Origin of the sequence: Pseudoduganella sp. GCM10020061 (assembly GCF_042683405.1) — a bacterium.
Classification (GTDB): domain Bacteria; phylum Pseudomonadota; class Gammaproteobacteria; order Burkholderiales; family Burkholderiaceae_D; genus Telluria.
The window spans coordinates 664,828-687,555 of record NZ_JBHUJS010000002.1; the positions used below are offsets into that span (position 1 = coordinate 664,828).

At 65.5% G+C, this 22,728-nt stretch carries 24 protein-coding genes; 12 read left to right on the forward strand and 12 right to left on the reverse strand.

What is annotated here, in order from left to right; translation table 11 throughout:
- Positions 1 to 34: 34 nt before the first annotated feature.
- Both ugpQ and ACFSQR_RS06825 read right to left on the reverse strand, forming a co-directional pair.
- Positions 35 to 793 (reverse strand): glycerophosphodiester phosphodiesterase, encoded by a 759-nt coding sequence (gene ugpQ / locus ACFSQR_RS06820; protein ID WP_377728888.1) that lies wholly within the window; start codon positions 791 to 793, stop codon positions 35 to 37.
- Between the two features lie 31 nt (positions 794 to 824).
- Positions 825 to 1,154: a DUF1294 domain-containing protein gene (locus ACFSQR_RS06825; protein WP_377728889.1), complete on the reverse strand. Its 330-nt coding sequence runs from the start codon at positions 1,152 to 1,154 to the stop codon at positions 825 to 827.
- A gap of 121 nt (positions 1,155 to 1,275) precedes the next feature.
- On the opposite strand from ACFSQR_RS06825, the gene ACFSQR_RS06830 reads away from it, so the two are divergent.
- Positions 1,276 to 1,806 (forward strand): hypothetical protein, encoded by a 531-nt coding sequence (locus ACFSQR_RS06830; RefSeq protein ID WP_377728891.1) that lies wholly within the window; start codon positions 1,276 to 1,278, stop codon positions 1,804 to 1,806.
- A 12-nt stretch (positions 1,807 to 1,818) separates the two neighbouring features.
- A complete protein-coding gene (locus tag ACFSQR_RS06835; protein ID WP_377728893.1) occupies positions 1,819 to 2,265 on the forward strand; it encodes a DUF3597 domain-containing protein in 447 nt (148 codons plus the stop codon).
- Positions 2,266 to 2,357: 92 nt separating this feature from the next.
- Here ACFSQR_RS06835 and ACFSQR_RS06840 read toward each other — a convergent pair whose 3' ends face one another.
- Positions 2,358 to 3,410 carry a serine endopeptidase gene (locus tag ACFSQR_RS06840; RefSeq protein ID WP_377728895.1) on the reverse strand — a complete coding sequence of 351 codons (1,053 nt, stop codon included), beginning with the start codon at positions 3,408 to 3,410 and terminating at the stop codon, positions 2,358 to 2,360.
- Positions 3,411 to 3,639: 229 nt separating this feature from the next.
- Between ACFSQR_RS06840 and ACFSQR_RS06845 the strand changes: the two genes are divergently transcribed.
- On the forward strand, positions 3,640 to 4,179 hold the full coding sequence (locus tag ACFSQR_RS06845; RefSeq protein WP_377728896.1) for a hypothetical protein: 540 nt from the start codon (positions 3,640 to 3,642) through the stop codon (positions 4,177 to 4,179).
- A 216-nt stretch (positions 4,180 to 4,395) separates the two neighbouring features.
- Here ACFSQR_RS06845 and trpS read toward each other — a convergent pair whose 3' ends face one another.
- Together trpS and ACFSQR_RS06855 are read right to left on the reverse strand one after the other, a co-directional pair.
- Positions 4,396 to 5,409, reverse strand: a complete 1,014-nt coding sequence (gene trpS, locus ACFSQR_RS06850; protein WP_377728897.1) for a tryptophan--tRNA ligase — start codon at positions 5,407 to 5,409, stop codon at positions 4,396 to 4,398.
- Positions 5,410 to 5,599: 190 nt separating this feature from the next.
- Positions 5,600 to 6,046 carry a host attachment protein gene (locus ACFSQR_RS06855; RefSeq protein ID WP_377728898.1) on the reverse strand — a complete coding sequence of 149 codons (447 nt, stop codon included), beginning with the start codon at positions 6,044 to 6,046 and terminating at the stop codon, positions 5,600 to 5,602.
- Positions 6,047 to 6,153: 107 nt separating this feature from the next.
- On the opposite strand from ACFSQR_RS06855, the gene ACFSQR_RS06860 reads away from it, so the two are divergent.
- The 4 genes from ACFSQR_RS06860 (at position 6,154) to ACFSQR_RS06875 (ending at position 9,666) form a co-directional block, all read left to right on the forward strand.
- On the forward strand, positions 6,154 to 7,398 hold the full coding sequence (locus ACFSQR_RS06860; protein ID WP_377728899.1) for a CaiB/BaiF CoA transferase family protein: 1,245 nt from the start codon (positions 6,154 to 6,156) through the stop codon (positions 7,396 to 7,398).
- A gap of 83 nt (positions 7,399 to 7,481) precedes the next feature.
- Complete coding sequence (locus ACFSQR_RS06865; protein WP_377728901.1) at positions 7,482 to 8,543, forward strand: sensor histidine kinase; 1,062 nt, start codon at positions 7,482 to 7,484, stop codon at positions 8,541 to 8,543.
- A complete protein-coding gene (locus tag ACFSQR_RS06870; protein WP_377728902.1) occupies positions 8,540 to 9,313 on the forward strand; it encodes a LytR/AlgR family response regulator transcription factor in 774 nt (257 codons plus the stop codon). The genes ACFSQR_RS06865 and ACFSQR_RS06870 overlap by 4 nt, the downstream gene beginning before the upstream one ends.
- 5 nt (positions 9,314 to 9,318) lie before the next feature.
- Positions 9,319 to 9,666: a hypothetical protein gene (locus tag ACFSQR_RS06875; protein ID WP_377728903.1), complete on the forward strand. Its 348-nt coding sequence runs from the start codon at positions 9,319 to 9,321 to the stop codon at positions 9,664 to 9,666.
- 48 nt (positions 9,667 to 9,714) lie between these two features.
- Here ACFSQR_RS06875 and ACFSQR_RS06880 read toward each other — a convergent pair whose 3' ends face one another.
- The 5 genes from ACFSQR_RS06880 to ACFSQR_RS06900 form a co-directional block, all read right to left on the reverse strand.
- Positions 9,715 to 10,587 (reverse strand): hypothetical protein, encoded by an 873-nt coding sequence (locus ACFSQR_RS06880; RefSeq protein ID WP_377728905.1) that lies wholly within the window; start codon positions 10,585 to 10,587, stop codon positions 9,715 to 9,717.
- Positions 10,588 to 10,604: 17 nt separating this feature from the next.
- The gene (locus tag ACFSQR_RS06885; RefSeq protein ID WP_377728906.1) at positions 10,605 to 11,381 is read right to left on the reverse strand and encodes a hypothetical protein; all 777 of its coding nucleotides are present in this window, start codon (positions 11,379 to 11,381) and stop codon (positions 10,605 to 10,607) included.
- Positions 11,378 to 11,887 carry a hypothetical protein gene (locus ACFSQR_RS06890; RefSeq protein WP_377728908.1) on the reverse strand — a complete coding sequence of 170 codons (510 nt, stop codon included), beginning with the start codon at positions 11,885 to 11,887 and terminating at the stop codon, positions 11,378 to 11,380. The genes ACFSQR_RS06885 and ACFSQR_RS06890 overlap by 4 nt, the downstream gene beginning before the upstream one ends.
- Positions 11,888 to 11,906: 19 nt before the next feature.
- Positions 11,907 to 12,200, reverse strand: coding sequence for a J domain-containing protein (locus ACFSQR_RS06895; protein ID WP_377728909.1), 294 nt, complete (start codon positions 12,198 to 12,200; stop codon positions 11,907 to 11,909).
- A gap of 192 nt (positions 12,201 to 12,392) precedes the next feature.
- Positions 12,393 to 13,562 (reverse strand): PQQ-dependent sugar dehydrogenase, encoded by a 1,170-nt coding sequence (locus tag ACFSQR_RS06900; RefSeq protein ID WP_377728911.1) that lies wholly within the window; start codon positions 13,560 to 13,562, stop codon positions 12,393 to 12,395.
- Positions 13,563 to 13,751: 189 nt separating this feature from the next.
- On the opposite strand from ACFSQR_RS06900, the gene ACFSQR_RS06905 reads away from it, so the two are divergent.
- Together ACFSQR_RS06905 and ACFSQR_RS06910 are read left to right on the forward strand one after the other, a co-directional pair.
- Entirely contained in the window at positions 13,752 to 14,993 is a 1,242-nt protein-coding gene (locus ACFSQR_RS06905; RefSeq protein WP_377728913.1) for a metal-dependent hydrolase, read from the forward strand.
- 42 nt (positions 14,994 to 15,035) lie between these two features.
- Entirely contained in the window at positions 15,036 to 16,775 is a 1,740-nt protein-coding gene (locus ACFSQR_RS06910) for a glutamine--tRNA ligase/YqeY domain fusion protein (RefSeq protein ID WP_377728914.1), read from the forward strand.
- 447 nt (positions 16,776 to 17,222) lie between these two features.
- On the opposite strand, the gene ACFSQR_RS06915 is transcribed toward ACFSQR_RS06910, so the two are convergent.
- A complete protein-coding gene (locus ACFSQR_RS06915) occupies positions 17,223 to 17,657 on the reverse strand; it encodes a hypothetical protein (RefSeq protein WP_377728915.1) in 435 nt (144 codons plus the stop codon).
- 475 nt (positions 17,658 to 18,132) lie between these two features.
- Between ACFSQR_RS06915 and ACFSQR_RS06920 the strand changes: the two genes are divergently transcribed.
- Both ACFSQR_RS06920 and ACFSQR_RS06925 read left to right on the forward strand, forming a co-directional pair.
- Positions 18,133 to 19,923, forward strand: coding sequence for a CHASE domain-containing protein (locus ACFSQR_RS06920; RefSeq protein WP_377728916.1), 1,791 nt, complete (start codon positions 18,133 to 18,135; stop codon positions 19,921 to 19,923).
- 110 nt (positions 19,924 to 20,033) lie between these two features.
- A complete protein-coding gene (locus ACFSQR_RS06925) occupies positions 20,034 to 20,684 on the forward strand; it encodes a glycine-rich domain-containing protein (RefSeq protein WP_377728917.1) in 651 nt (216 codons plus the stop codon).
- A 69-nt stretch (positions 20,685 to 20,753) separates the two neighbouring features.
- Here the strand turns inward: ACFSQR_RS06925 and ACFSQR_RS06930 are convergent, their stop codons facing one another.
- Complete coding sequence (locus ACFSQR_RS06930) at positions 20,754 to 21,668, reverse strand: SDR family NAD(P)-dependent oxidoreductase (RefSeq protein WP_377728918.1); 915 nt, start codon at positions 21,666 to 21,668, stop codon at positions 20,754 to 20,756.
- A gap of 12 nt (positions 21,669 to 21,680) precedes the next feature.
- Here ACFSQR_RS06930 and ACFSQR_RS06935 point away from each other — a divergent pair, with 12 nt between their 5' ends.
- Positions 21,681 to 22,712: a CDP-6-deoxy-delta-3,4-glucoseen reductase gene (locus ACFSQR_RS06935; RefSeq protein WP_377728919.1), complete on the forward strand. Its 1,032-nt coding sequence runs from the start codon at positions 21,681 to 21,683 to the stop codon at positions 22,710 to 22,712.
- Positions 22,713 to 22,728: the final 16 nt, after the last annotated feature.

A 22,728-nucleotide genomic window follows, 5' to 3' on the forward strand; every position in this document is an offset into this window, starting at 1 on the left:
TTATAGCTGATAGAAGGCGTGTAATGACCGGGGCTTACGCGGTCAGGAAGGCGGGCGGAATCAGGTCGAGGCGGTCGGTGCACAGGGCGTCCACGCCCCATCCGGCGAGCAGGCGGGCGCGGGCCGGATTGTTGACGGTATAGCAAAGCAGGCCATAGCCCGCCGCCTTGATCGCCTGCGCCGCCTCCGGGGTGAGGTAGTTGTGGTTGCAGTGGATGGCGACCGCGCCGATGCGGTCGGCCACCAGCTCCCAGTCCGGGGGCACTGCCTTGAACAGGATCGCGCGCGGGATGTCCGGGGCCGCAACCATCGCCGCATCGAGCGCGGTCTCGCTGAAGGAGGAAAACAGCGGGATCGCGCCGGCGCCGCGCTGCGCGATCTCCTCCGCAAACACGCTGCGCGTCGTTTCGGCCACCACCCTGCCGGTTTCCTCTTCGTGGCCGGGCGCGGGCTTGATCTCGATGTTCATCCAGATCGCATGGCGCCTGCAGAACGAGACCACCTCGTCGAACAGCGGCACCCTCTCGCCCGCGTAGGCGCGGCTGAACCAGCTGCCGGCGTCCATGCGCGCCAGTTCGTGGGCATCGTAGTCGTAGACGTGGCCGGCCCCGTTCACCGTGCGGCCGAGATAGGGATCGTGCATCACTACCGGGACCTTGTCGCGCGCCAGCATCACGTCGAACTCCACGCCCGCAAAGCCGAGCGCGAAGCCGGACGCAAAGCCGGCCATCGTGTTCTCGGGGGCGAGCTTGCCGCCGCCCCGGTGTGCAAGGACGCGAGGATAGGGCCACATGGGCGAATATCCGATGGTTAAGGAGCTTCCATCATAACCAATCCGCGCCGCGGACCAGCAGCAGAAGCAGGCCGGCGTTGAGCAGCACGGTCAGCCAGAACCACGCCAGGAACGAGGCCTTCGACGACTTGTGGCGCAGCCATTGCTGGGCCAGCGCGGCGCCCGGCCAGCCGCACGCCAGGCCCGCGGCCAGCAGCGTGCGCTCCGGCGTGCGGCGGGTGCGCTGGATTGCCGCGCGCTTGTCGAGCGCGTACATCGCAAACGTGAGCAGGCTGGCGGCGGCATACACGCCGGCCAGCGCCAGCGGCGCCTGCAAATAGGCGGCCAATGCGGCAAACGCGAGGATCGACAAATATCTCAACGAAAACCTTTCGAAAACTCAAGCATAGCCGATGGTGGCCGGAGGTGGTTTGGCGTACAGATGGCGTCGAGTTCGCAGCCTACCCTGCAGGTTCGACTGAAGTATGAATCACGGAGGTAACATGGCTTTCGATCTAAGCAATTTATTGCAGCAGTACATGGGCGCGGCCAACAAGGTGCCGCCCGAACAGGCCGAGTACGACTTCGACCGCATCGCGGACACCGCGCCGCAAAGCGAACTCGGCAACGGCGTCGCCCAGGCCTTCCGCTCCGACCAGACCCCGCCCTTCCCGCAGATGGTGTCCCAGCTGTTCGGCAACAGCGATCCGAACCAGCGCGCCGGCATGCTCAACCAGATGCTGTCGACCCTGGGACCGGGCGTGCTCGCCTCCCTCGGCGGCGGCCTGGGCAACCTGCTGAAAAACCGCGGCGCCGGAACCCAGCAGGCGCCGCAGATCACCCCTGAAGAAGCGGAACGGCTGTCGCCCGACGATGTCAAGCAGGTCGCCGAGCGTGCCGAGCAGGAAGATCCCAGCATCATGGACCGGATGGGCCAGTTCTACGCAAAAAACCCCACCCTCGTCAAAGCGCTGGGCGGAGCCGCCCTCGCGATTGCGCTGGGCCACATGGCGCAAGGCATGCGCCGTCAATAAAAGGAGAGCACTATGGGCATTCTGAGCAATATTTTCGGCAAAATCTTCCCGGGCCTGAAGAAGGACGAACCCCAGGCGCAGGCGCGCACCCAGGTCGGCTCGAGCCAGACCGCATCGGGCGGCTCGCAGCAGGCAGGCGCCGGAGCCGGCACCCAGCCGGCGGCACGTCCGGCAGCGCCGCCTCCTGCCGCACCGATGCAGCAGGTGGACGTGGAAGCGATCCTCAACCAGAAGGCGCAAAGCGCCGGTGAACCGCTGAACTGGCGGACCTCGATCGTCGACCTGCTCAAGCTGCTCGACATCGACCACAGCCTGGCAGCGCGCAAGGAACTGGCGCAGGAGCTCGACTACAAGGGCGACATGAACGACTCGGCGAGCATGAACATCTGGCTGCACCGCCAGGTCATGAACCGCCTGGCTGCCAACGGCGGCAAGGTGCCCGCCGACCTGCGCGACTAACGTTTTTCAGGGGACGGTCCCCGCACGGGGACAGTCCCCCGATCTCGAGCACGCACCAAGGGGACTGTCGCCAGTCCCCTTCCGCACTCAGCTCATCCCGCCCGCGCCACCGCCTTCCCCGGCGTCCCGCAAGCAAAACAGAACCTCGCAAACGCCCCCTTGCGCGTATTGCACTTCCCGCAGTGGTCGAACAGATTGATCCCGCAGTGCGGACAAAAATCCAGCGCCGGATCCTTGAGGTCGAGCTGCCGCTCGCAGCCCGGGCACACCGACTTGGCCAGCCGCGCCATCACCACATCGTATTGCATCGTCCCGCGCCGCTGCTCGTCCGGCAGCTCCTCCACCGCCTTCTGGCGCGCCAGGTAGCGCTGCAGCGCAAGGATCGCGTAGCGTCCCACCACAAAGGTCAGGATGATCCCCACCGTATAGCGCACGTAGCCGCCATAGCTGGGCAGGTACGGCACCAGCTCCACGAAGAACGCGAACAGCGCAAAGAAGATGAATCCCCACACGAACGGCCAGTACGTGCCTTTGCGCTTGTGCGCGAACAGCCATCCGGCCGCCACCAGCAGCGGAAGGGTCAACGCCAGTCGATACATAAAGATGCGGAACTCGGCCGCGGTGCGCGCCGCCTCCTCCTTCTTGACCGCCTCGAACTCCAGCGTATTCCAGCGCTCCACCGCCTTGGCGTGGGCCTGCTGCGCGTCGAGGCGGGCCTGCTCCTGCGTCTCGAGGGCGCGCTGCGCGATGCGTTCGGCCGCCTTGAGTGCATCGAGTTCGCGCGTGCGCGCGATCAGCTCCGCGTCCTGGTCGGGGCGTGCCGTCGCCTGGCGCGTCTTCAGCCAGTTGCCGAACGTCTCGCGCGCCACCCGGTAGTTGTTGGAAGCGACGTTCAGCTTGAGCGCCGCCTGGTCCGCCTGCTCGACGGCCAGTTCCAGCCGCCGCTCCTGTTCGGCCAGCATCTTGCGCACCGCGGGACCCTGCATCGGATCGATGAACTGCTCGGTGAGGATGACCGGCTCCACGAAGCGCAGGTTCTCCACGATCTTGCCGCCGAGGCCGATGAGGAAGAACGCGAACACCACGGCAACCAGCCACAGCCCGCGCTGGAACCATTTTTCCGACAAGCGCAAACCTTTGCTCATGACCACCTCCATTCAGAATGGCGCCAGTCTGCCACCGCCGGCCCTGGTTGGCGACAGCTGCCGTCACAGTATGGCGTCCCGCGTCCGCAGGTATCGTCCCGCGCTACTTGCCCCAGCCGCGGTTTGCGCCACCTCCCCGCCGCATGCATACGCAACTTGCAAATTGAGCAACACTTCTCGTACACTGGCTCCGGCCTGAATTCCCCATCTCATCAAGCAAAGGAACCTCATGAAATCAGTCGTGCAAGCTGTCCTGGCGCTCTCCATCGCCTTCGCGCACCCGGCAATTGCCACCACGAAGCCGCGGCCGGCCCAATCCACGGCGCCCACTGCCGCGCACGTAAAAGCCGTGCAGGACCTGCTCAGCGTCATGCAGGTTGAAAACGTCATGCGGCGCGTGGCCTACCGCAGCCGCTTCCCGACCGAAGCGCAGCGCAAGGCAGCGTTTGCCAAGCTCGACAAAACCCCGCCTGCCGAAATCCACCGCCGCCTGGCGCTGCCGATGGCCTTGGTCATCTCCGCCGACACCGCGCTCGAAATGACGCGCTTCTACACCACGCCCTACGGCAAGCAGGTCATCTACAGGAAGTACAACAGCGGACCGCAAATTGTCATGCCCGGCGCGCAGGCAGCGGTGCCAAAGGAAGAAAAGAAGGAACGCAAGCGGGCCGCCTACGTCCTGGCGAGCAAAGAGCTGGCGGATGCGGAGGCGACGCTGGAGCACGAAGCGTTCAAGCTCCTGCAAAAGCTCCACAGCGAAAAACGTTGATCTGGCTCAAACCGGGGGTCAGGCACGCCCTCCCCCTGGTGCCTGACCCCCAGGGGAATGCAGGCCTGACCCCGGGCTTGATGTAGCGCAGATGGGGAGCAGAAAATCGGAGGTATCGGTAGCTGGACGCGCTACCGGTTCAATCGTGCGCAGGCAAGGTCGCAGGTTGTGCGACCGGGGTCTGGCACCGCGTTGTGTGCGCCCAACGCCGCAGCGTCAGAAGTACGAGAGGCCGAGCGCGGCGCGCACTTCGTCCAGCGTCTTCGCAGCCGTCTCGCGCGCGACCATGGTGCCCTCTTTGAGCATCTGCATGACCTGGCCGCGGTCCTTGGCGAACTCTTCGCGGCGCGCGCGGATCGGGGCCAGCAGCTCCTGCAGGACGAGGTCCAGGCGCTTCTTCACGACGCTGTCGCCCAGGCCGCCACGCACGTAGTGGGCTTTCATCTCGGCCAGCGCGGCCTTGTCCGGGTCGAATGCGTCCAGGTACAGGAAGGCGACGTTGCCTTCGAGGTGCCCCGGGTCTTCCACGCGCAGGTGCAGCGGGTCGGTGTAGACCATCTTCACGGCAGCGCGGATTTCCGCTTCGCTGGCGCCCAGGTTGATGGTGTTGCCGAGCGATTTGCTCATCTTGGCTTTGCCGTCGGTGCCCGGCAGGCGGCCGATCTCCGGCACCAGCGCCTTGCATTCGACGAGGATGTCGCGGCCGGCCAGGCGGTTGAAGCGGCGCACGATTTCGTTGGCCTGTTCGATCATCGGGATCTGGTCTTCGCCCACCGGCACCACGTGCGCCTTGAAGGCGGTGATGTCGGCCGCCTGGCTCGCCGGGTAGGTCAGGAAGCCGGCCGGGATGTCGCGCTCGAAGCCGCGCAGGCGGATCTCTTCCTTCACGGTCGGGTTGCGCTCGAGGCGCGCGACGGTGACGAGATTGAGGTAGTAGAAGGTCAGCTCGGCCAGTTCCGGCACCTGCGACTGGATGAAGATGGTGCTCTTGGCCGGGTCGATGCCCACAGCCAGGTAGTCGAGCGCGACTTCGACGACGTTGCGGTGCACCTTGCCGGTGTCTTCCATGTTGTCGGTCAGCGCCTGGGCGTCGGCCAACATGATGTACTGGCGATAGTCGTGCTGGTAGGCGACGCGGTTGCGCAGACTGCCGACGAAGTGGCCAAGGTGCAGCGGGCCGGTCGGGCGGTCGCCGGTGAGGATGATTTGCTGGGTGGTGCTGGCAGTCATGTGGGCTCCTGTTTGCCCCTCACCCGCCGCGCATAAAATGAAAACGCCACCTGGTGAGGCGGCGTTATTCTGGACATCTGTTGCTAGTCGAACGTAGGCCGCGCGCTGTCAGCGGCGCCACCAGTTTTGTCGTTCGGTATGCAATGGATGTGTGGTCATTCCCGTATGGTTGCAGTTTACGTGCTTGGTGTCAATGCATGTGTTGCTTGACATAGGCTTCGACGGCAGCATCGGAGAACCAGGAGATGTCCTTGACCAGTTCTTCTTTGATGCACTTTTTCGCGTTCTCGCCCATCTTCTCGCGCAGGCGGCCCATGAATTCCGGCGGGGCAATCACGCACAGGTCGTCGAAGCGGTGCTCCATCGAGGCGCGGTCGAGGTATTCGCCGATTTCCTTGGCGAATTTTTCTTCCTCGTGCTTGAGCGGATCCACGTCCGGTTCGTAGTTGTGGCCGGACAGGTTGTGGGCCGCGGTGCCGCCGCCATGCCAGCGCCCGTCGCGGTCGGTGTTGATGTCGCGCTTGGCGTCGCGGCCGTGCGGGTTGGTCAGGTCTTCCAGTTCCTGCACCTTGTCGCCTTCCATGGCGAAGATGCGGGCGCGCGCGCCGTCGGCTGCCAGGATCCAGGTGGTATTCATGTGCGTCCTCCTTTGTCTGTACTCATCTCAGGTAGAGACAGTTGTACAGGTTTCAAGCATTTTTTGTCGCCAGCTATAATCTTGCGTCCACATCATTTCTAGGCATCATGACCGACCAGACTCCCGGCCTGCGCAAGGCGCTTGGCCATATCCGTGTCCTCGACCTGTCGCGCGTGCTGGCCGGCCCGTGGTGCTCGCAGAACCTGGCCGACCTGGGCGCGGACGTGATCAAGATCGAGCGCCCCGGCACCGGCGACGATACGCGCGCCTGGGGGCCGCCCTATGCGAAGGACGAGCACGGCAACGATACGCGGGAAGCCGCCTACTACCTGTGCGCGAACCGCGGCAAGCGCTCGGTGACGGTCGATATCGCCAGCAGCGAGGGCCAGGCGCTGCTGCGCGAGCTGGTGCTGCACTGCGACGTGGTGCTGGAGAACTTCAAGGTCGGGCATCTGAAGCGCTACGGGCTGGACTACGATGCGCTGCGCGCGATCAAGCCGGACCTGGTGTACTGCTCGGTGACCGGATTCGGCCAGGACGGGCCTTACGCGCACCGCGCGGGCTACGATTTCCTGATCCAGGGCATGGGCGGGCTGATGTCGATCACCGGCGAGCGCGACGACCTGCCCGGCGGCGGCCCGCAAAAGGCCGGCGTGGCGATCACGGACCTGATGACGGGCATGTACGCGACGGTGGCGATCCTGGCCGCGCTGACGCACCGCGACCGCACCGGCGAGGGCCAGCACATCGACATGGCGCTGCTCGATACCCAGGTGGCGATGCTGGCCAATATGGGCAGCAATTACCTCAACAGCGGCAAGCCGCCCAAGCGCTGGGGCAACGCGCACGCGAACATCGTGCCGTACCAGACCTTCGCCTGCAAGGACGGCCACATCATCGTCGCGACCGGCAACGATGGGCAGTACCAGAAGTTCGTGGAAGCGGGCGGCCGGCCGGAACTGGGCTTGGACGAGCGCTTCGCCACCAATCCGCTGCGCGTGAAGAACCGCGACGTGCTGGTGCCGATCCTCGCCGACATGGTGCTGACCAGGACGCGCGACGAGTGGATCGACCTGCTGGAAGCCGTGGGCGTGCCGTGCGGGCCGATCAACGACCTGCACGACGTGTTCGAGAACCCGCAGGTCAAGGCGCGCGCCGTGGCGATCGAGATGCCGCATCCGGCCGCCGGCAAGGTCAAGCTGGTGCGCAGCCCGATGAAGCTGTCCGCGACGCCAGCCGAGAGCGACCGTCCTCCCCCGCTGCTGGGCGAGCACACCGACGAGGTGCTGCGCGAGATCCTGGGACGCTCCGCCGACGATATCGCCAGCCTGCGCGAACGCGGTGTACTCTAGCCCAACATCGTTTTACTCCATGCCAGCGCGGGTTTGTCGCACCGCGCTGGCGTTCCCGGTTCCCGGCACTGCACACTAGCGCCATGAAACCATTCCCCTTCCGCCGTTTTTTCATCGACGCCCTGTACGTCACCGTGGTCAATGTCGCGTGTGCGGTCGTCATCACTTCCATCGCCGGCAACCTGCAGCGCTTCCCTGTCGTGCTGCTGTACTCGATCTGCATCGGCAGCTCCATCTTCGTCCTGATCGATGGCATGCGCCTTGCGGTCTGGGGCCACCGGGAGAGGATCAACTGGAAGATCTTCCTGCCGTCGCTGATGGTCCTGATCCCGATCGGACAGGTCGCAGGTTCCTACCTGGGCACGCTGGTACTCGGGCTTGAATTCGAGGGCAACACGCCCGTGATGTGGTCCAGCGGCTGGTTCAGGGACCTGATGTTTACGTTCATCGCCTCCGGCGCTGCGCTGGTCATCTTCATCGGCCGCGAGCGCATGGTGCGTGCCGAAACCCAGGCGGCGCACGAACGCGCCCGCGCCGAGGGCGTGGAGCGCCAGGCTGTCGAGGCGCAGTTGCGGGCGCTGCAGGCACAGCTCGAGCCGCACATGCTGTTCAATACGCTGGCGAATGTGCAGGGCCTGATCGCCATCGACCCGCCGCGCGCCCAGCAGATGCTCGACCAGCTGATCCAGTACCTGCGCGCCACGCTCGGCTCGTCGCGCTCGCAGCAGACCACGCTGGCGCAGGAATTCGCGCTGCTCGACGCCTACCTCGGCCTGATGGCCGTGCGCATGGGCGAGCGCCTGAAGTACTCGCTGGAGCTGCCGCCCGATCTGCGCGCGACGCCCCTGCCGCCGATGCTGCTGCAGCCGCTGGTGGAGAACGCGATCGCCCACGGGCTGGAGCCGAAGGTGGAAGGCGGCCATGTCACCGTGAGCGCGGAGCAGCGCGACGGGGCGATCGCGCTGACCGTCACCGACGACGGGCGCGGCCCGGACGCACCATCCGGCAAACCGGGTACCAATGTGGGCATTGCCAATACGCGTGCACGGCTGCAGGCCGTGTACGGGCCGGAAGCCTCCCTGTCGCTGCTGCCGGCGCAACCTGCCGGGGCCATCGCAACCATCCTGATCCCTGTGACGCCATGACGATCCGAGCACTCATCGCAGAAGACGAACCAATCCTCGCCGCCACCTTGCAGCAAAGCCTGAAACGGCTGTGGCCCGAACTGGAAATCGCTGCCGTGTGCCCCAATGGGCTCGAAGCGCTCGCCAAAGGGCTGGAGCTGCGGCCGCAGGTGCTGTTCCTCGACATCAAAATGCCGGGCAAGACGGGGCTCGAAGCTGCGGAAGACCTGGCGGAACAGTGGCCGGAGGGCGAGCCATTCCCGCTGGTGGTGTTCGTGACCGCCTACGACGAATACGCCATCGCCGCGATCGAAGGCGACGCGGCCGATTACATCCTCAAGCCCGTAAGCGACGAGCGGCTGTCGAAGACGGTGGCGCGGCTGCAGCAGCGGATCTCGTCACGCGGCCCGGACATGGACGGCCTGCTGGCGCAGCTGCGGGCAATGATGCCGGCGCAGCCGGCGCAGCGCCTGGCGATCATCCGCGCTGCGGTGGGCAACCAGGTGCGCATGATCCCGGTGGCGGACGTGGTGTATTTTGAAGCCGTCGACAAGTACGTCAACGTGGTGACGGCCGACGCGGAGGCGCTGATACGCGTGAGCCTCAAGGAGCTGATGCCGCAGCTGGACCCGGACGTGTTCTGGCAGGTCCATCGCGGCACCATCGTCAACTCGCACTGCGTCGCCAGCTCGACGCGCGACGAAGCGGGCAAGCTCACGCTCACCCTGCGCACGCGGCCGGAAAAGCTGCGGGTCGGCCCCCTCTACACCTCCCTCTTCCGCCAAATGTAGAACCGATGATCTCTTGTACGCAGGCGTGGATTGTTATCGGGGCATGCGTCGCGGCCGCACTCGCGGTCAACGCTTACTTTTTCGTGCTGTGGCAGGAGTTCGTCGCGACCGTGGCGAAGCTGCAGAAGCGCGAGGATGAACTTGCGGATTACCGCTCAGGCGATGACGGTGGCTTTAATACGTTCCAGCAGGAGCAGTTCTCGAAGCTGCGCGTTGGCGCGTATCGCGCGCTTGGCGATCCGGGACTCACGGCCTTGGGAGACCGGCTGCAGCCGCTGCAGATGCTCTCGATTGTGTCGCTTGTGGCTTGCGCCGTGGTAGGGGCCGGGGCGCACGCGTATGCCTGCCCGTGAGGCGCGCTCGCGGGGACTGTCCCGGTAGGGAACCGTCCCCATTCCTCGCTAGTAGTCGGCTTCGAGTTCGGAGCCGGCGTAGCTCTCCAACTCGGTAAACAGCGTCTTGAGGGCGGTGCGGCCGCGCATCTTCTGGATGACGGTGCAGGTCTCGCGGTAGTTGGCGATGCGGTCGGCAATGATGCCCTGGTGCTGCGCCGGCAGTTGCGCGAGCAGCTTGGCCCAGCCTTCTTCGTAGTCGGGCTTGTTCTTGCGGACCGAGGCCACCAGGCGCTCGAATTCCTTCTGACCGGTGCGCGCGGTGATGCGGCCCGTGTTCTCGATGGCGAAGATGATCGCCAGCGCGATCACGCCTTCCGCGTTCAGGTCAGGGTCGCTGATCGGGCCTTCGTAATGGTGCCGACGCAGCCACGCGGCCGCGCGCACGATCGCCTGCACTTCCTTGCGGTGCGTGAGCTGGGTCTGGTATTTGTCCGGCCCGTTCCAGTTCTGCGACGGGTCCGCGTAGCAGATGTCGAAGAACACTTCCTTCAGCCGCCGCTGCGCGTACACGGTGTCCTGGTCGTACTCGCCGACCAGCGTGTCCTCCGGCAGCGCGGCCAGTTCCTTGATCATGCCGTAGCCGCGCTTGAACGCCTGCTCGGCGCCATGCTCGATCAGGAAGTCCAGCGCGGCGTCGTCGCTGTCGGTGCTGAGGATGTCCTCCAGTCCGAGCGAGACGCAGCCCGTGGTCAGGTACATCGCGCGCTGGATGCCTTCGGCGGTACGGTCGTTGGTGAATTTTTCGGCCACCATCGCCGTCACGCCCGCAAGTTCGTCGGCGAGGATGATGTCTTCGTCCTCCTCCAGCGGGCGGGTCGCGAGGCGGCGGATCGCGCCCACCAGGCGCGGCAGGCGCTCTACTACGAGTGCTGGCAGCATCAGTGTCCGTGCGCCTTTCAGGAGAAGATGTCGGTGCCGAGGCTGCGGCGGCTGCCGCGCTTGGGCGTGGCGCGCGTGGACGGCACTTGCTTGCGCAGGCGGTACAGCAGCTCCTTGGTGGAACGCTGCAGGAACTTCGGTTCCTCGTCCGGATCGTCGGAGAATTCGGCGTCGGCCAGGTCGGCGCTGTGGCGGAAGTCCGGGAACAGCTCGAACAGGGCGCGGTCCCAGCCATCCTCGCTCGCCTTCACCAGGTCGATCGCGAGCGGCACCACGTCGTTGTCGGACGAGGTCTGGCCGGTGATGTAGGGGCCCTTCTGGATCACTTCGGCCGCCACTTCGAGGATCTCGCGCGGCGCCATCGAGAACAGGATCGCGAAGATGGTCGCGCCGTAGTCGGTGGCGGAAGCTTCGGCCAGCAGCTCGCGGCGGCGCTCTTCGTCGTCGGTGGCGTAGACCACGCCGTGCACGTGCGCGAACAGCGATTCGGCGATGCGCTCGGGGTCGTCCTCGATCAGGTCGTCCGGCCAGGTGGCGGCGATGAAGGCCAAGCTCTCGGCCCACGCCTTGGGTGGCACCAGCAGCGTCGCGAGCGAGGTCTTGCCGCCGTCAAAGCCTGCCAGGTGCAGCGCGGTGACCTGCGGCGGAATCGAGGACAGCACTTCGGCAACCGCATAGTCGCCATGCTCCTCGGCGGCCTGCGTGAACGCTTCCTCGGCGTGGCTCAGGGAGCCGGCCAGCACCAGTTCCGTGACCTGCTTGGAGATCGCAGGCAGGTTGGATTTCTCGCTCATTGATCGTCGCCCTCCTGGTCGAACATCTGCGCGAAGTCGTCGCTGACCATCTGGTCTTCGGCCTCGTCGTCCTCGCCCTCGTCGTTGCGCGCGAGCTGGTCGAGCGACTGGTCGTCCTCGTCCCACTGGCGCGGGTTCTTGTACAGGAATGCGGTGATGATCGCCTGGCGCGCCATCTCGGGATAGTTGGCGGTCATTTCGGCGTACATCTTGCACGCTTCCTCGCCGTCGCATTCGGCCATCGCGAACACGGCTTCGGGCTTGCCGCTGTCGTAGTTGCGCGTCTCGGCCATCAGCCCTTTCGGGTTGGTGAAGCGGATATGGTCGACCAGTGCGAACGCCATCATGTTGACGTCCTCGATGCCGCCGCCGCCCGCGTATTCGGAGACCAGCGCCTGCACCATCATGTCGTAGTTCTTCTTGTTGGGCGGGTCGCCCAGGATGCCTTCGATCTGGCCGTCCAGTTCACGCGACTGGTAGGCGAATTCGGGGTGTACTCTTCTCATCACTCTGTTCCTCGGTGATTTATTCGGCCGGGATGGCCACGCCATTCACGCTGAACACGGAACGCCACAGGCCATAAGCCTCGGCCTGCGGATCGATCACGATCCGGTGTGTCAGGGTCTGGTTGTATTCCTCGCGCCTGGCGGGATCGGACAGCACTTCGTATGCCTTGGCGATCGCCTGGAAGCGGGCGGCAGCGCCCGGCTCCTGGTTGCGGTCGGGGTGGTAGCGCATGGCAAGCGAGCGGTAGACCTTGCGGATCTCGTCGTCGCTGGCATTGGGGGCCACGCCGAGCACATGGTACAAATTTTCCACGAGGATAGCTCCCGGCAAAACCGTTAAAAGAGAGATTATCCTACAGATGGCCCCAACGCTGCCACTCTGCCATCGTTTCGCGCCCGCCGGCCGTTATCGCAGCGCAAACGCCGCGGTCATCCCGGCGCGGGCCGGGATCCATGCCGGACTACCGGAGTTGGCACGCCTTTGCGGGCGGCGGGGCGACGACGGTTATTCGCGCACGATGCGCAGCAGGCGCCCTTCCGCCTCGTCGGTGAGCGCATACAGGTGCCCGTCCGGCCCCTGCTTGACGTCGCGCACGCGGGCGCCGATTTCCAGGCGCTCCTGGCGCACCGCGTTGCCGTTCTTGTCCACCGCGATGCGGCGAATGTCCATGCCCACCATCGCGCCGCTGAAGACGCTGCCGCGCCATTGCGGGAACTGGCTGCCGCTGTACACCGTGAGCCCCGACAGCGCCGGCGACGGGACGTACGCGACCTTCGGCCCGACCATGCCCGGTACTTCCCGCTGCCCCACCGGCTCGGCGGTCACGTAGTCGGCGCCGTAGCTCTGCAGCGGCCAGCCATAGTTCTGGCCTGCCACCACCAAATTCAGCTCGTCTCCGCCGCGCGGGCCGTGCTCGGTCGCCCACACCTGGCCGGTGGCCTTGTCGACCGCCAGGCCCTGCACGTTGCGGTGGCCCATCGACCAGATCTCGGGCAGCGCGCCCGGACGCTTGGCCAGCGGGTTGCCCGGCGCGGCCTTGCCGTCGGCAGTCAGGCGCAGGATCGAACCCTGGTGCGTGGCCAGGTTCTGGGCCTGTTCGCGCGCGAGGCGGTCGCCGATGCGGGTGGGCGGATTGCCGCCGTCGCCGATGCTCATCAGGAGCGTGCCGTCGGGCAGCCACGCCAGGCGCGAGCCGAAGTGGGCGCCGCCGCTCTTGTCCGGACGGGCCTGGAACAGGGTCTCGATGCCGTGCACGCGCTTGCCGTCGAAGGTGCCGCGCACCAGCGTGGTGCGGTTGGCGGACGAGGTGCCGGTGGCCAGCGTCATGTAGATGCGCGGATTGTCCTTGTCGCCCGGGTGCACGGAGACGTCGAGCAGTCCGCCCTGGCCGCTCGTGAACACTTCCGGCAGGCCTTCCAGCGGCACTTCGTCGAAGCGGTTGCCGTTCACGACGAACAGCTTGCCGTGCTTGCTGGTGACCAGCGCGCGGCCGTCCGGCAGCCAGGCCATGCCCCACGGCCGGTCCACGCCCTTGGCGACGGTAACCGCGCGCCAGCCCTTGACGGCGGCCGGCGGGCCGCTTGGCTCGATCGCCGCAGCGTGGGGTGCAAATGCAGCTGACAGTGCGAGGGCGACGGCAAGGGTGACGGTGGATTTCAGCGGGAAGGTAGGCACGGACAGCTCCTCGGAACGGGAAGTTCAAATTGACAATAATCCTACATGATACCGCGCCTCGCGGACGGCTTCCGGGGAGCCCCATACCACCAGGAATGCTGTTATATTCAAAAAGTATCACAGGGGCTCCTGTGAAACACGCAAAGTATCGAAACTGGGCGACGGTTACCCAGCGGGTAGAATTTGCTGATGGATAACTTGAGCCACCTGGCCGCCGGCCTCGCCGCGGGAGAACTCATTCACCGCCTGCTCCCGCGCGAGGCGGACCCGCACGGCCACGGCACGCGCCGCCGCCTGCTGCTGTTTTCCTGCGCCGCTGCGAACACCTTTCCCGACCTGGACCTGGTGCTCACCCAGATGCTGCCCGCGCCGCTCGGCTACCTGTTGCACCACCGCGGCCACACGCACACGATCCTGTACGCGATCCCGCAAGCGCTCGTGCTGATGCTGGCCACGCTGCTTGCCTGGCCCAATGCGCGCCACCTGGTGCGTGCCAGCGGCGCCGCCGGCCGCGGTTTTGTGGCGGCAGTGACGACCGGCTTCGGCCTGCACCTGCTGATGGACTTCCTCAATTCGTACGGCATCCACCCGTTCTACCCGCTCGATGCGGAATGGCGTTATGGCGACATGGTGTACATCATCGAGCCGGTGTTCTGGGTCGCCTTCGGCGTGCCGCTGGCGATGATGGTGCGGCGGCGCATGCTGCGCGCGATGCTGCTTGCGCTACCCTGCCTCGCGCTCCTGTTCTTCACCGTGCGCGGCTTCCTGCTGCCCGCCTCGCTGGCGGTGTTGGCCGCGCTGGGCGCGGGCGCAGCCATCGCGCAGCACCGTTCGGGTCCGGCCGGCCGGGGCGCGCTGGCCGGCGTGTTTGCGCTGATGCTGGGATTCGTCGCGCTGCAGGGGGCCGCCTCGTCCCACGGCCGCAGCATGGTCACCCAGGCCCTGCTCCGCGCGCAGCCGGACCAGCGCGTGCTCGACGTGGCGATGACCTCCTTCCCGTCCAATCCGCTGTGCTGGAATTTCGTGTCAGTGCAGGCGAACGAAGGCGCCGGCACCTTTACCGTGCGCCGCGGCGTGGCCAGCCTCGATCCCGCCCTGCTCGCCCCGTCGCAGTGTCCCGCCGCCATGCTCGCCATGGGCGGCGGCACGCCCGCCGATGGCGCAAGCGGCGCTGTCCTCGTCCAGCTCACCCGCGAGGCCAGCCTGCCGGCGCTGCGCGCGATGTACCACAACGCATGCCACATGCGCGCCTGGCTGCGCTTCGTGCGTTCGCCGGCGCTGGACGCGGAAGGCGGCTGGGACCTGCGCTACGGCAGCGGCCCGGACGGGAATTTTTCCACCATCCGCCACCGCGATTTCAGCGGGCAGCCCTGCCCGCAAGGCGTTCCCGAGTGGGGATTCCCGCGCGCTGATTTGCTCGGGCTGCAATAGGGTAAAATGGACGGGATATCCCACTTTTCCCCGCACGCTTCCATGAGCAACGATAAGAATAATCCGGCGCCTGTGGCGCCGGCGCCCAACTTTTTGCGCACGATCATCGAGCAGGACCTCGCCGCAGGCAAGCATCGCCGCGACGGGCTGCCGGACGTGATCACCCGCTTCCCGCCGGAGCCGAACGGCTACCTGCACATCGGCCACGCCAAGTCGATCTGCGTGAACTTCGGCCTGGCCAAGGATTACGCCGGCCGCACGCACCTGCGTTTCGACGACACCAATCCGGAGAAGGAAGAGCAGGAATACGTCGATTCGATCATCGACAGCGTGAAGTGGCTGGGCTTTTCTTGGGGCGAGCACCTGTACTACGCGTCCGACTACTTCGAGCAGCTGTACCAGATGGCCGAGTACCTGATCGAAAAAGGCTACGCCTACGTCGACAGCCAGAGCGCCGAAGAGATGGCCGCCAACCGCGGCAATTTCGGCACGCCGGGCACCAACTCGCCGTACCGCAACCGCCCTGCCGCCGAATCGCTGCAGATGTTCCGCGACATGCGCGCCGGGAAGTACAAGGACGGTGAGCACATCCTGCGCGCCAAGATGAGCGAAGACGCGATGTCCTCGCCGATCATGACCAACCGCGATCCGGCGCTGTACCGCATCCGCCATGCGCACCACCACCGCACCGGCGACAAGTGGTGCATCTACCCGATGTACGACTACACGCACCCGATCTCGGACGCGCTGGAAAACATCACCCATTCGATCTGCACGCTGGAGTTCCAGGACCACCGCCCGCTGTACGACTGGCTGGTCGACACGCTGGCCGAGGGCGGCTTCTTCCGCAAGCCGGTGCCGCGCCAGTACGAATTCGCGCGCCTGAACCTGACCTACATCGTCACCTCAAAGCGCAAGCTGCGCGCGATGGTCGAGGAAGGCATCGTGGACGGCTGGGACGATCCCCGCCTGCCGACGCTGGTGGGCATGCGCCGCCGCGGCTTTACGCCGGAAGCGATCCAGATGATGGCGCAGCGCACCGGCGTGACCAAGTCGGACGGCTGGATCGACTTCGGCGTGCTGGAAGGCTGCGTGCGCGAGGACCTGGACCCGAAAGCGCCGCGCGCGATCGCGGTGCTGCGCCCGCTCAAGCTCGTCATCGACAACTTCCCGGAAGGCCAGTCGGTCGAGTGCTCTTCGCCGGTCCACCCGCACCATCCGGAGATGGGCGAGCGCACTTTCCCGCTCACCAAAACGCTGTGGATCGAGCAGGAAGACTTCATGGAGACGCCGGTCAAGGGCTACTTCCGCCTCACCCCGCCGGTCGGCGATGCGCCGGGTTCGCGCGTGCGCCTGCGCTACGGCTATGTGGTCGAGTGCACCGGCTTCGACAAGGATGAACAGGGCAACGTGACCGCGGTCCACTGCAAGTACTTCGAGGATTCGAAGTCCGGCACGGAAGGCGCGAACAACTACAAGGTCAAGGGCAACATCCACTGGGTGTCGGCCGAGCACGCGCTGGCCACCGAAGTGCGCCTGTACGACCGCCTGTTCACCGACCCGATGCCCGATTCCGGCGGCAAGGACTTCCGCGAATTCCTCAACCCGCAGGCCAAGGAAGTCGTCCAGGCCTACCTGGAGCCGGGCATCGCCGCCGCCCAGCCGGAAGACCGCTTCCAGTTCGAGCGCCACGGCTACTTCGTCGCCGACCGCGTCGATTCGAAGCCCGGCAAGCCGGTCTTCAACCGGATCGTCACGCTGAAAGACAGCTGGCAGAAGTAAGCGTCCATAAAAAATCCCGCTGCGGCGGTAATGCCGTTCAGTTAGCACTGAACGGCATTTTTCATGGCCGCTTCCTTTGCGTCATCCCAACGCCAGAGCGGCACTCGACTTATCGCTTTCAACAGTTCAGCAGGCACAAATAGCAAACATATCAGCGGAGCCCCCGCCCCAGCGGTAGGAATAGCACAGGGTGGGTCCTCCCAATTCCGAGAAAAATTGTCTGCTCTATCGTTTTCCGTCGCTTTTGCATTTTTTGGGCTAAATCCGTGTCTGTTTACCTTGAAAACGGATCGGTTGCACAATCTCATGGACAAAAAGCGACATCGCTCGCGATCGAAACAGACAAATTTTCCGGGGCTTCGCGTTCAATCGCGAATCTTGACAGACCAAACGCGACATTTAGCCGCAGTCCAAGCGACACAAATCGCGCTCGAAGAGACGTTTTCCTCACCACCCGTTTCGCTGCCTGAGCGAGGAGGCAATCTTCCAGCTCGTGTCATACGGAAGATGCACCCACACGTGCCGCCAGGCGTTCCGTCCCTCGACGCCGAACGCGTTTGCAAACACATGCGGCGACATTTCCTTACCCTCGCACTGGATCCGGTCGCCTTGCACGGCGGCGTAGTAGGTCCTGCGCCGGACACGGGTTTTCAGGCGCGTGCCGTCGGGTAGAAAAACGTCCTTCCATTGAAATCCTTGCGGCGCCTTGCCCGGCGCTTCGGCGGCACGCGCACGTCCGTTGGCGATATATGCCAGGATCGCGTCGCCCGCAACGAACGCGATGTCGCGTTTGCAGCGTACTCCGTCCATGTAGTCGCACAGTGCATTGAACGCTTTATCTGGTACAGGAATCGGGATCGTGATGACGGTTCTGGTTTTCATCGCAAAGTCTCCAAGTCGTGTCGGTTTGAGGGTGCAGAAATGTCTGGAACGTTCGGAGCAGTGTCTGTTTCGATCGCGCGGGCACGCGATTTTTGTCGCAAACGCATGTGCGCGATGTCTGTTTCGTACTTTGGTTTGACGGCCTGCGGCAAAAACAGTTCAGTTAACAGGCCCAGATCGGTGAAAGAGTACGAAAGCGACGAAAAACGATCGAAGAGACAAAAATATTCGGAGTTGGGAGGACCCACCCTGTGCTATTCCTACAGTCGGGGATGGCGGAAACGGCCCATTTATGGCGAATTCCGCCACAAGTGACCACCCCGCACGGCTGGTGGAAAAGTGGCCGGCCGGCAGCCGCATGCCGTTCAGTTAATGCAGCATCCTGCCCTTAAGACCGGAGCCCGACTTCACGTTTCTTGACATTAGTCAATTTGTGGTTACAGTTGAGTTCCATCTGTTTCTGTACCGGTGACTCGTGGACAAAAAGAAGACTCTCTCCGCCCTGCTGGCCGGAGCAGTACTCTCGGCGGTGGTGGGCTACCTGCTGCACTGGGTGACGGCCAGCTGGATCGAGGCGGACAACCGCGAACGCTTCGAGCACCTGGCGCGCAACGCCCAGTACATGATCAGGACGCGCCTGAAGAGTTATATCGATGTCCTGCGCGGCAGCGCCAGCATGATGCGGACCCTCGGCAATCCGACCCGCGAGCAGTTCCACCGCTACGTCGACGGCCTCGAACTGCCATACCATTTCCCCGGCATCGTCGCCGTGAATTACGCGCGCCGCGTGCCGGCGGCCCAGATGCCTGCATTCCTGGCCGAGATGCACTCGCTGCCCGTCGACGGCCCCGATGGCTACCCCGCTTTCCCCGAGTTGACCTACAACGGACGCGCGGATCCGGAGTTGATCGTGCTGATCGATCCGGTGGAAGTGTGGCGCGGGCGCTACGGCCGCGATGTGGGCGCGCACGATGTCTGGGGTGGCCTCGACCGCGCGCGCGATACCGGCGGCATGGCCAGCTCCGGGCTTCCGCTGCCGATCATGAACGACCATCTCAACATGGGCATGGCCTTGCGCCTGCCGATTTACCGTGTCGGCATGCCCACCAATACGGTGGCGGAGCGGCGCGCGGCCTATGTCGGCTCGATCGGCATCGGCTTCTCGATGCGCAACCTGGTGCAGAACGTGCTCGACGAGATGGGCGCGGACGACGTGCGTCTGTCCATGTCGGACAGCAAAGCAGGGATCCTGCTGTACGACAGCGCGTCGACCAGGGCCAATCCCGCGCCGCCCATGCCGCGAGCGGACCATCACACCTTCGTCACCCAGGTCGAAATCCCGTTCGCGGGCCGCACCTGGGTCGCCAGCTTCAGCACCCGCAAGCAGGACGCCTACACCCGTTTCGACGCCAGCCTGCCGTGGATGGCCGCCGCGGCCGGGTTCGTGGTGACGATGCTGCTGTCGGCGCTGTTCCAGACCATGGCCACCTCGCGCCGGCGCGCGCTGCACCTGGCGAACCTGATGACGCGCGAACTGCGCGAAAGCCAGGACCGGCTCGAGGTCTCGCACCGCAAACTGCGCGGCCTGGCCGCGCATGCGGACCACATCAAGGAAGAAGAACGCAAGCGCATCGCCCGCGAGATCCATGACGACCTCGGACAGAACCTGCTGGCGCTGCGCATCGAGGCGGACGTGCTGTGCTCGCGCACGGCCACGCGCCATCCGCGCCTGCACGCGCGCGCACGCGAAACCATGGAGCAGATCGACGCCACCATCAAGTCGGTACGCCAGATCATCAACGACCTGCGCCCGAACGTGCTGGACCTGGGGTTGTCGGCGGCCGTCGAATGGCTGATCGCGGACTTCCGGCGCCATACCGGCATCGCCTGCGAGCTGGTCGACGGCAACCACGACGTCGCTGTGGACGACCATTGCGCCACCGCGTTCTTCCGCATCCTGCAGGAGTCGCTCAGCAATGTGCGGCGCCATGCGCGCGCCACCCATGTCCAGGTGGAATTAAAGTGCCGCGACGGCGTGCTGTCGATGACCGTGGCCGACAACGGCATTGGCATGCCGCCTGGCGGGCGCGACAAGGCGAACTCGTTCGGGCTGGTCGGTATCGAGGAGCGCGTCAAGATTCTCGGCGGCACGTTCGTGGTGCGCAGCGAGCCGGGCGCGGGAACCCTGATCTCGGTCTCGGTCGCACTGGCCCGGTCCGACAGGCCGCTGAACGCCGCGCAGCCAAACCCTGAATTATGTGTCTAAAAGTTATTAATTGCTCGCGAAAAATGTTGACGTAAATCAACATCCACCGTGGCTTTTATAGCAGACTTTGATCCGGCGCCTTGCCAAACTCTTACGACCGGAGGAACCCCATGGAAACCACCCACGACGATTTCGCAGCCATCGCAGCCCTCGACCTGGATCCGATCAAGGTCAAGCTCATGCACGCGCAGTCCGGCGAGGGATGGTCGCGCGAGAAGGCCGACGCGGTCGAGTTCGAGTACCGGCGCTTCCTCTACCTGATGAAGAAGTACCCGCACGAGCAGAGCGCGCCGCTGTTCGATGTCGACATCTTCTGGCACTACCACATCCTCGATACCATGAAGTACATGCAGGACTGCGATGCGGTGTTTGGCCACTACCTGCACCACTTCCCGTATGTCGGCCTGCGCGGCGAAGAGGACGAGGCGCTGCACGAGCGCGCCGGCGACCGCATGAAGGAACTGTACGAGGAAAACTTCGGCAAGGACTCGTTCGCGCATGCGGCCAGCCAGATCAACGGGCCGCGCCAGGACGTGAACGCATGGTCGATGGTGCCGCCTGCCCAGGCCGTCGCGGCCTGGTCGATGGTGCCGCCCAAGCAGATCGCCACCGCATGGTCGATGGTGCCGCCCAAGCAGCCTGCCACGGCGTGGTCGATGGTGCCGCCCAAGCAGCCTGCCAGCGCGTGGTCGATGGTGCCGCCTTCGCAGATGTCCGCCAGCGCGAGCGGCGCCCTTTCCCTGGCCCGCCCTACCCTCTGACACCGTCGTCCCGGCGCTAGCCCGGACCCATGCCCGCGTGGCATTGCGCATGCGCGATGGTGCGCTCGCTCAGGATGGGTCCCGGCCGTCGTCCGGCCGGCAGCCGTCTTCCCGGAATGCCGCCAGCGCCGCCTGCACCGTCCGATAGCGCAAGCGCACCCCAAGTTCCGTGCGAAGCCGCCCATTGCCGATCCGCCGCGATTCGGACATGAAGGACAGCCGCAGCGGCGTCGATTGTGCCGCCAGTTCGGCGCGCGACAGCCGGGGCGGACGCGCCAGCCCGAACGCGTCGGCCACCGCATCGAAGTACTCGCCCATCTTCATCTCCGTATCGTCCACCGCGTTGTAGACCCGGCCCGGCAGGCCGCGGAACAGCGCCAGCGCGGCGATGCGCGCCAGGTCGTCCGCGTGGATATGGTTGGTGTACACGTCGTCGGCCGGCGCCAGCGCCGGCGTCCCCTCTTCCAGCCGCTCGAGCGGCAGCCGCTCGCGCGCATAGATCCCCGGCGCGCGCAGTATCGCCAGCCGCCCGTGGCGCGCCAGCACCGCCTGGCGCAGCGTGCGCTCCGCATCCACCCGGCGCCAGGCGCGCGCATTGTGCGGCGCGGGCGGCCGCGTTTCGTCGATACGCGCCCCCATGCAGTCCCCATACACGCCGGTGGTGCTGATGTAAACGACAACTGCCCCCTCGGGTAGAATGGCGGTCACGTTGCGCGTGCGGCGGTCGAGCATGCCGTCCGCCTGTGGCGGCGCCAGGTGCACGATGTAGCGCGCCAGCCCCTTGAGGCGCTTGAGCGTGCCCGGGCGGTCGAGGTCCGCCACGACCGGAATCGCGCCTGCCGCGCGCAGCTCGGCGCGGCGTTCCGGCCGGCTGGTCAGCGCAAACACGCGAAACCGGTCGCGCACCAGCGGCAGCAGGCGCATGCCCACGTCGCCGCATCCGATGACCAGGAGGCGCGGGCGCCCCGTTTTTATGTTGTTCATTTTGAGGATTGTATGACTTTCGAGATCACTGTCCAGCCAAGCGGCCACCAGTTCAGCTGCGAGGAAGACGAAACCGTCCTGGCCGCGGCCATCCGCACCGGCGTGGGCCTGCCGTACGGCTGCAAGAACGGCGCCTGCGGTTCGTGCAAGGGAAAAATCGTCGAAGGCACAGTGCAGCACAAACCCTACCAGAAGCGCGCGCTGTCGGACGAGGAGAAGGCCGAGGGCTTCGCCCTGTTCTGCTGCGCGCTGCCGCAAACCGCGCTGACCATCGCCGCGCGCGAAGTCACCGGTTCCAGCGAGTACCCGGTGCGCAAGATGCCCTCGCGCGTCATCTCGATGGACCGCGCCGCGCCGGATGTCATGATCGTCAAGCTGCAGCTGCCGGCCAGCGAGGCGTTGGCCTACCGCGCCGGCCAGTACGTCGAGTTCCTCCTGCGCGACGGCAAGCGCCGCAGCTACAGCATGGCCAGCGCGCCGTCCTCGCTGGAGTCGCCGCTGGAGCTGCACATCCGCCACATGCCGGGCGGGGTGTTCACGGAGCAGGTGTTCGGCACGATGAAGGTGCGCGACATCCTGCGCTTCGAAGGACCGCACGGCAGCTTCTTCCTGCGCGAAGAGTCGGACAAGCCGATCGTGATGCTGGCGTCGGGCACCGGCTTCGCGCCGATCAAGGCGCTGGTCGAGCACATGGCGCACCTGAAGTCGGAGCGCCCGGTGCACTTCTATTGGGGCGGGCGCCGTCCGCAGGACCTGTACATGCACGCGCTGGCGGAGGAATGGGCGCGCACCATCCCGAATTTCAAGTACATTCCTGTGGTCTCGGACGCGCTGCCGGAAGACGGCTGGACGGGCCGCGCAGGTTTCGTCCACCAGGCCGTGATGCAGGACCTGCCGGACCTGTCCGGCTACCAGGTCTATGCCTGCGGCGCGCCGGTGATGGTCGACTCGGCGCGACGCGACTTCATCGCGCAGTGCGGACTGCCGGCCGACGAGTTCTACTCCGACGCGTTCACGTCGGAGGCCGACCTGGCGCAGCCCTGAGCCGTCGGCAGGTCAT

Excerpts from the sequence above, each read along its gene's own strand:
- ugpQ (WP_377728888.1), bottom strand. The coding sequence starts at position 793 with ATGTGGCCCTATCCTCGCGTCCTTGCACACCGGGGCGGCGGCAAGCTC.
- ACFSQR_RS06830 (WP_377728891.1), top strand. The coding sequence starts at position 1,276 with ATGGCTTTCGATCTAAGCAATTTATTGCAGCAGTACATGGGCGCGGCC.
- ACFSQR_RS06835 (WP_377728893.1), top strand. The coding sequence starts at position 1,819 with ATGGGCATTCTGAGCAATATTTTCGGCAAAATCTTCCCGGGCCTGAAG.
- ACFSQR_RS06840 (WP_377728895.1), bottom strand. The coding sequence starts at position 3,410 with ATGAGCAAAGGTTTGCGCTTGTCGGAAAAATGGTTCCAGCGCGGGCTG.
- ACFSQR_RS06845 (WP_377728896.1), top strand. The coding sequence starts at position 3,640 with ATGAAATCAGTCGTGCAAGCTGTCCTGGCGCTCTCCATCGCCTTCGCG.
- trpS (WP_377728897.1), bottom strand. The coding sequence starts at position 5,409 with ATGACTGCCAGCACCACCCAGCAAATCATCCTCACCGGCGACCGCCCG.
- ACFSQR_RS06855 (WP_377728898.1), bottom strand. The coding sequence starts at position 6,046 with ATGAATACCACCTGGATCCTGGCAGCCGACGGCGCGCGCGCCCGCATC.
- ACFSQR_RS06860 (WP_377728899.1), top strand. The coding sequence starts at position 6,154 with ATGACCGACCAGACTCCCGGCCTGCGCAAGGCGCTTGGCCATATCCGT.
- ACFSQR_RS06865 (WP_377728901.1), top strand. The coding sequence starts at position 7,482 with ATGAAACCATTCCCCTTCCGCCGTTTTTTCATCGACGCCCTGTACGTC.
- ACFSQR_RS06870 (WP_377728902.1), top strand. The coding sequence starts at position 8,540 with ATGACGATCCGAGCACTCATCGCAGAAGACGAACCAATCCTCGCCGCC.
- ACFSQR_RS06875 (WP_377728903.1), top strand. The coding sequence starts at position 9,319 with ATGATCTCTTGTACGCAGGCGTGGATTGTTATCGGGGCATGCGTCGCG.
- ACFSQR_RS06880 (WP_377728905.1), bottom strand. The coding sequence starts at position 10,587 with ATGCTGCCAGCACTCGTAGTAGAGCGCCTGCCGCGCCTGGTGGGCGCG.
- ACFSQR_RS06885 (WP_377728906.1), bottom strand. The coding sequence starts at position 11,381 with ATGAGCGAGAAATCCAACCTGCCTGCGATCTCCAAGCAGGTCACGGAA.
- ACFSQR_RS06890 (WP_377728908.1), bottom strand. The coding sequence starts at position 11,887 with ATGAGAAGAGTACACCCCGAATTCGCCTACCAGTCGCGTGAACTGGAC.
- ACFSQR_RS06905 (WP_377728913.1), top strand. The coding sequence starts at position 13,752 with ATGGATAACTTGAGCCACCTGGCCGCCGGCCTCGCCGCGGGAGAACTC.
- ACFSQR_RS06910 (WP_377728914.1), top strand. The coding sequence starts at position 15,036 with ATGAGCAACGATAAGAATAATCCGGCGCCTGTGGCGCCGGCGCCCAAC.
- ACFSQR_RS06915 (WP_377728915.1), bottom strand. The coding sequence starts at position 17,657 with ATGAAAACCAGAACCGTCATCACGATCCCGATTCCTGTACCAGATAAA.
- ACFSQR_RS06925 (WP_377728917.1), top strand. The coding sequence starts at position 20,034 with ATGGAAACCACCCACGACGATTTCGCAGCCATCGCAGCCCTCGACCTG.
- ACFSQR_RS06930 (WP_377728918.1), bottom strand. The coding sequence starts at position 21,668 with ATGAACAACATAAAAACGGGGCGCCCGCGCCTCCTGGTCATCGGATGC.
- ACFSQR_RS06935 (WP_377728919.1), top strand. The coding sequence starts at position 21,681 with ATGACTTTCGAGATCACTGTCCAGCCAAGCGGCCACCAGTTCAGCTGC.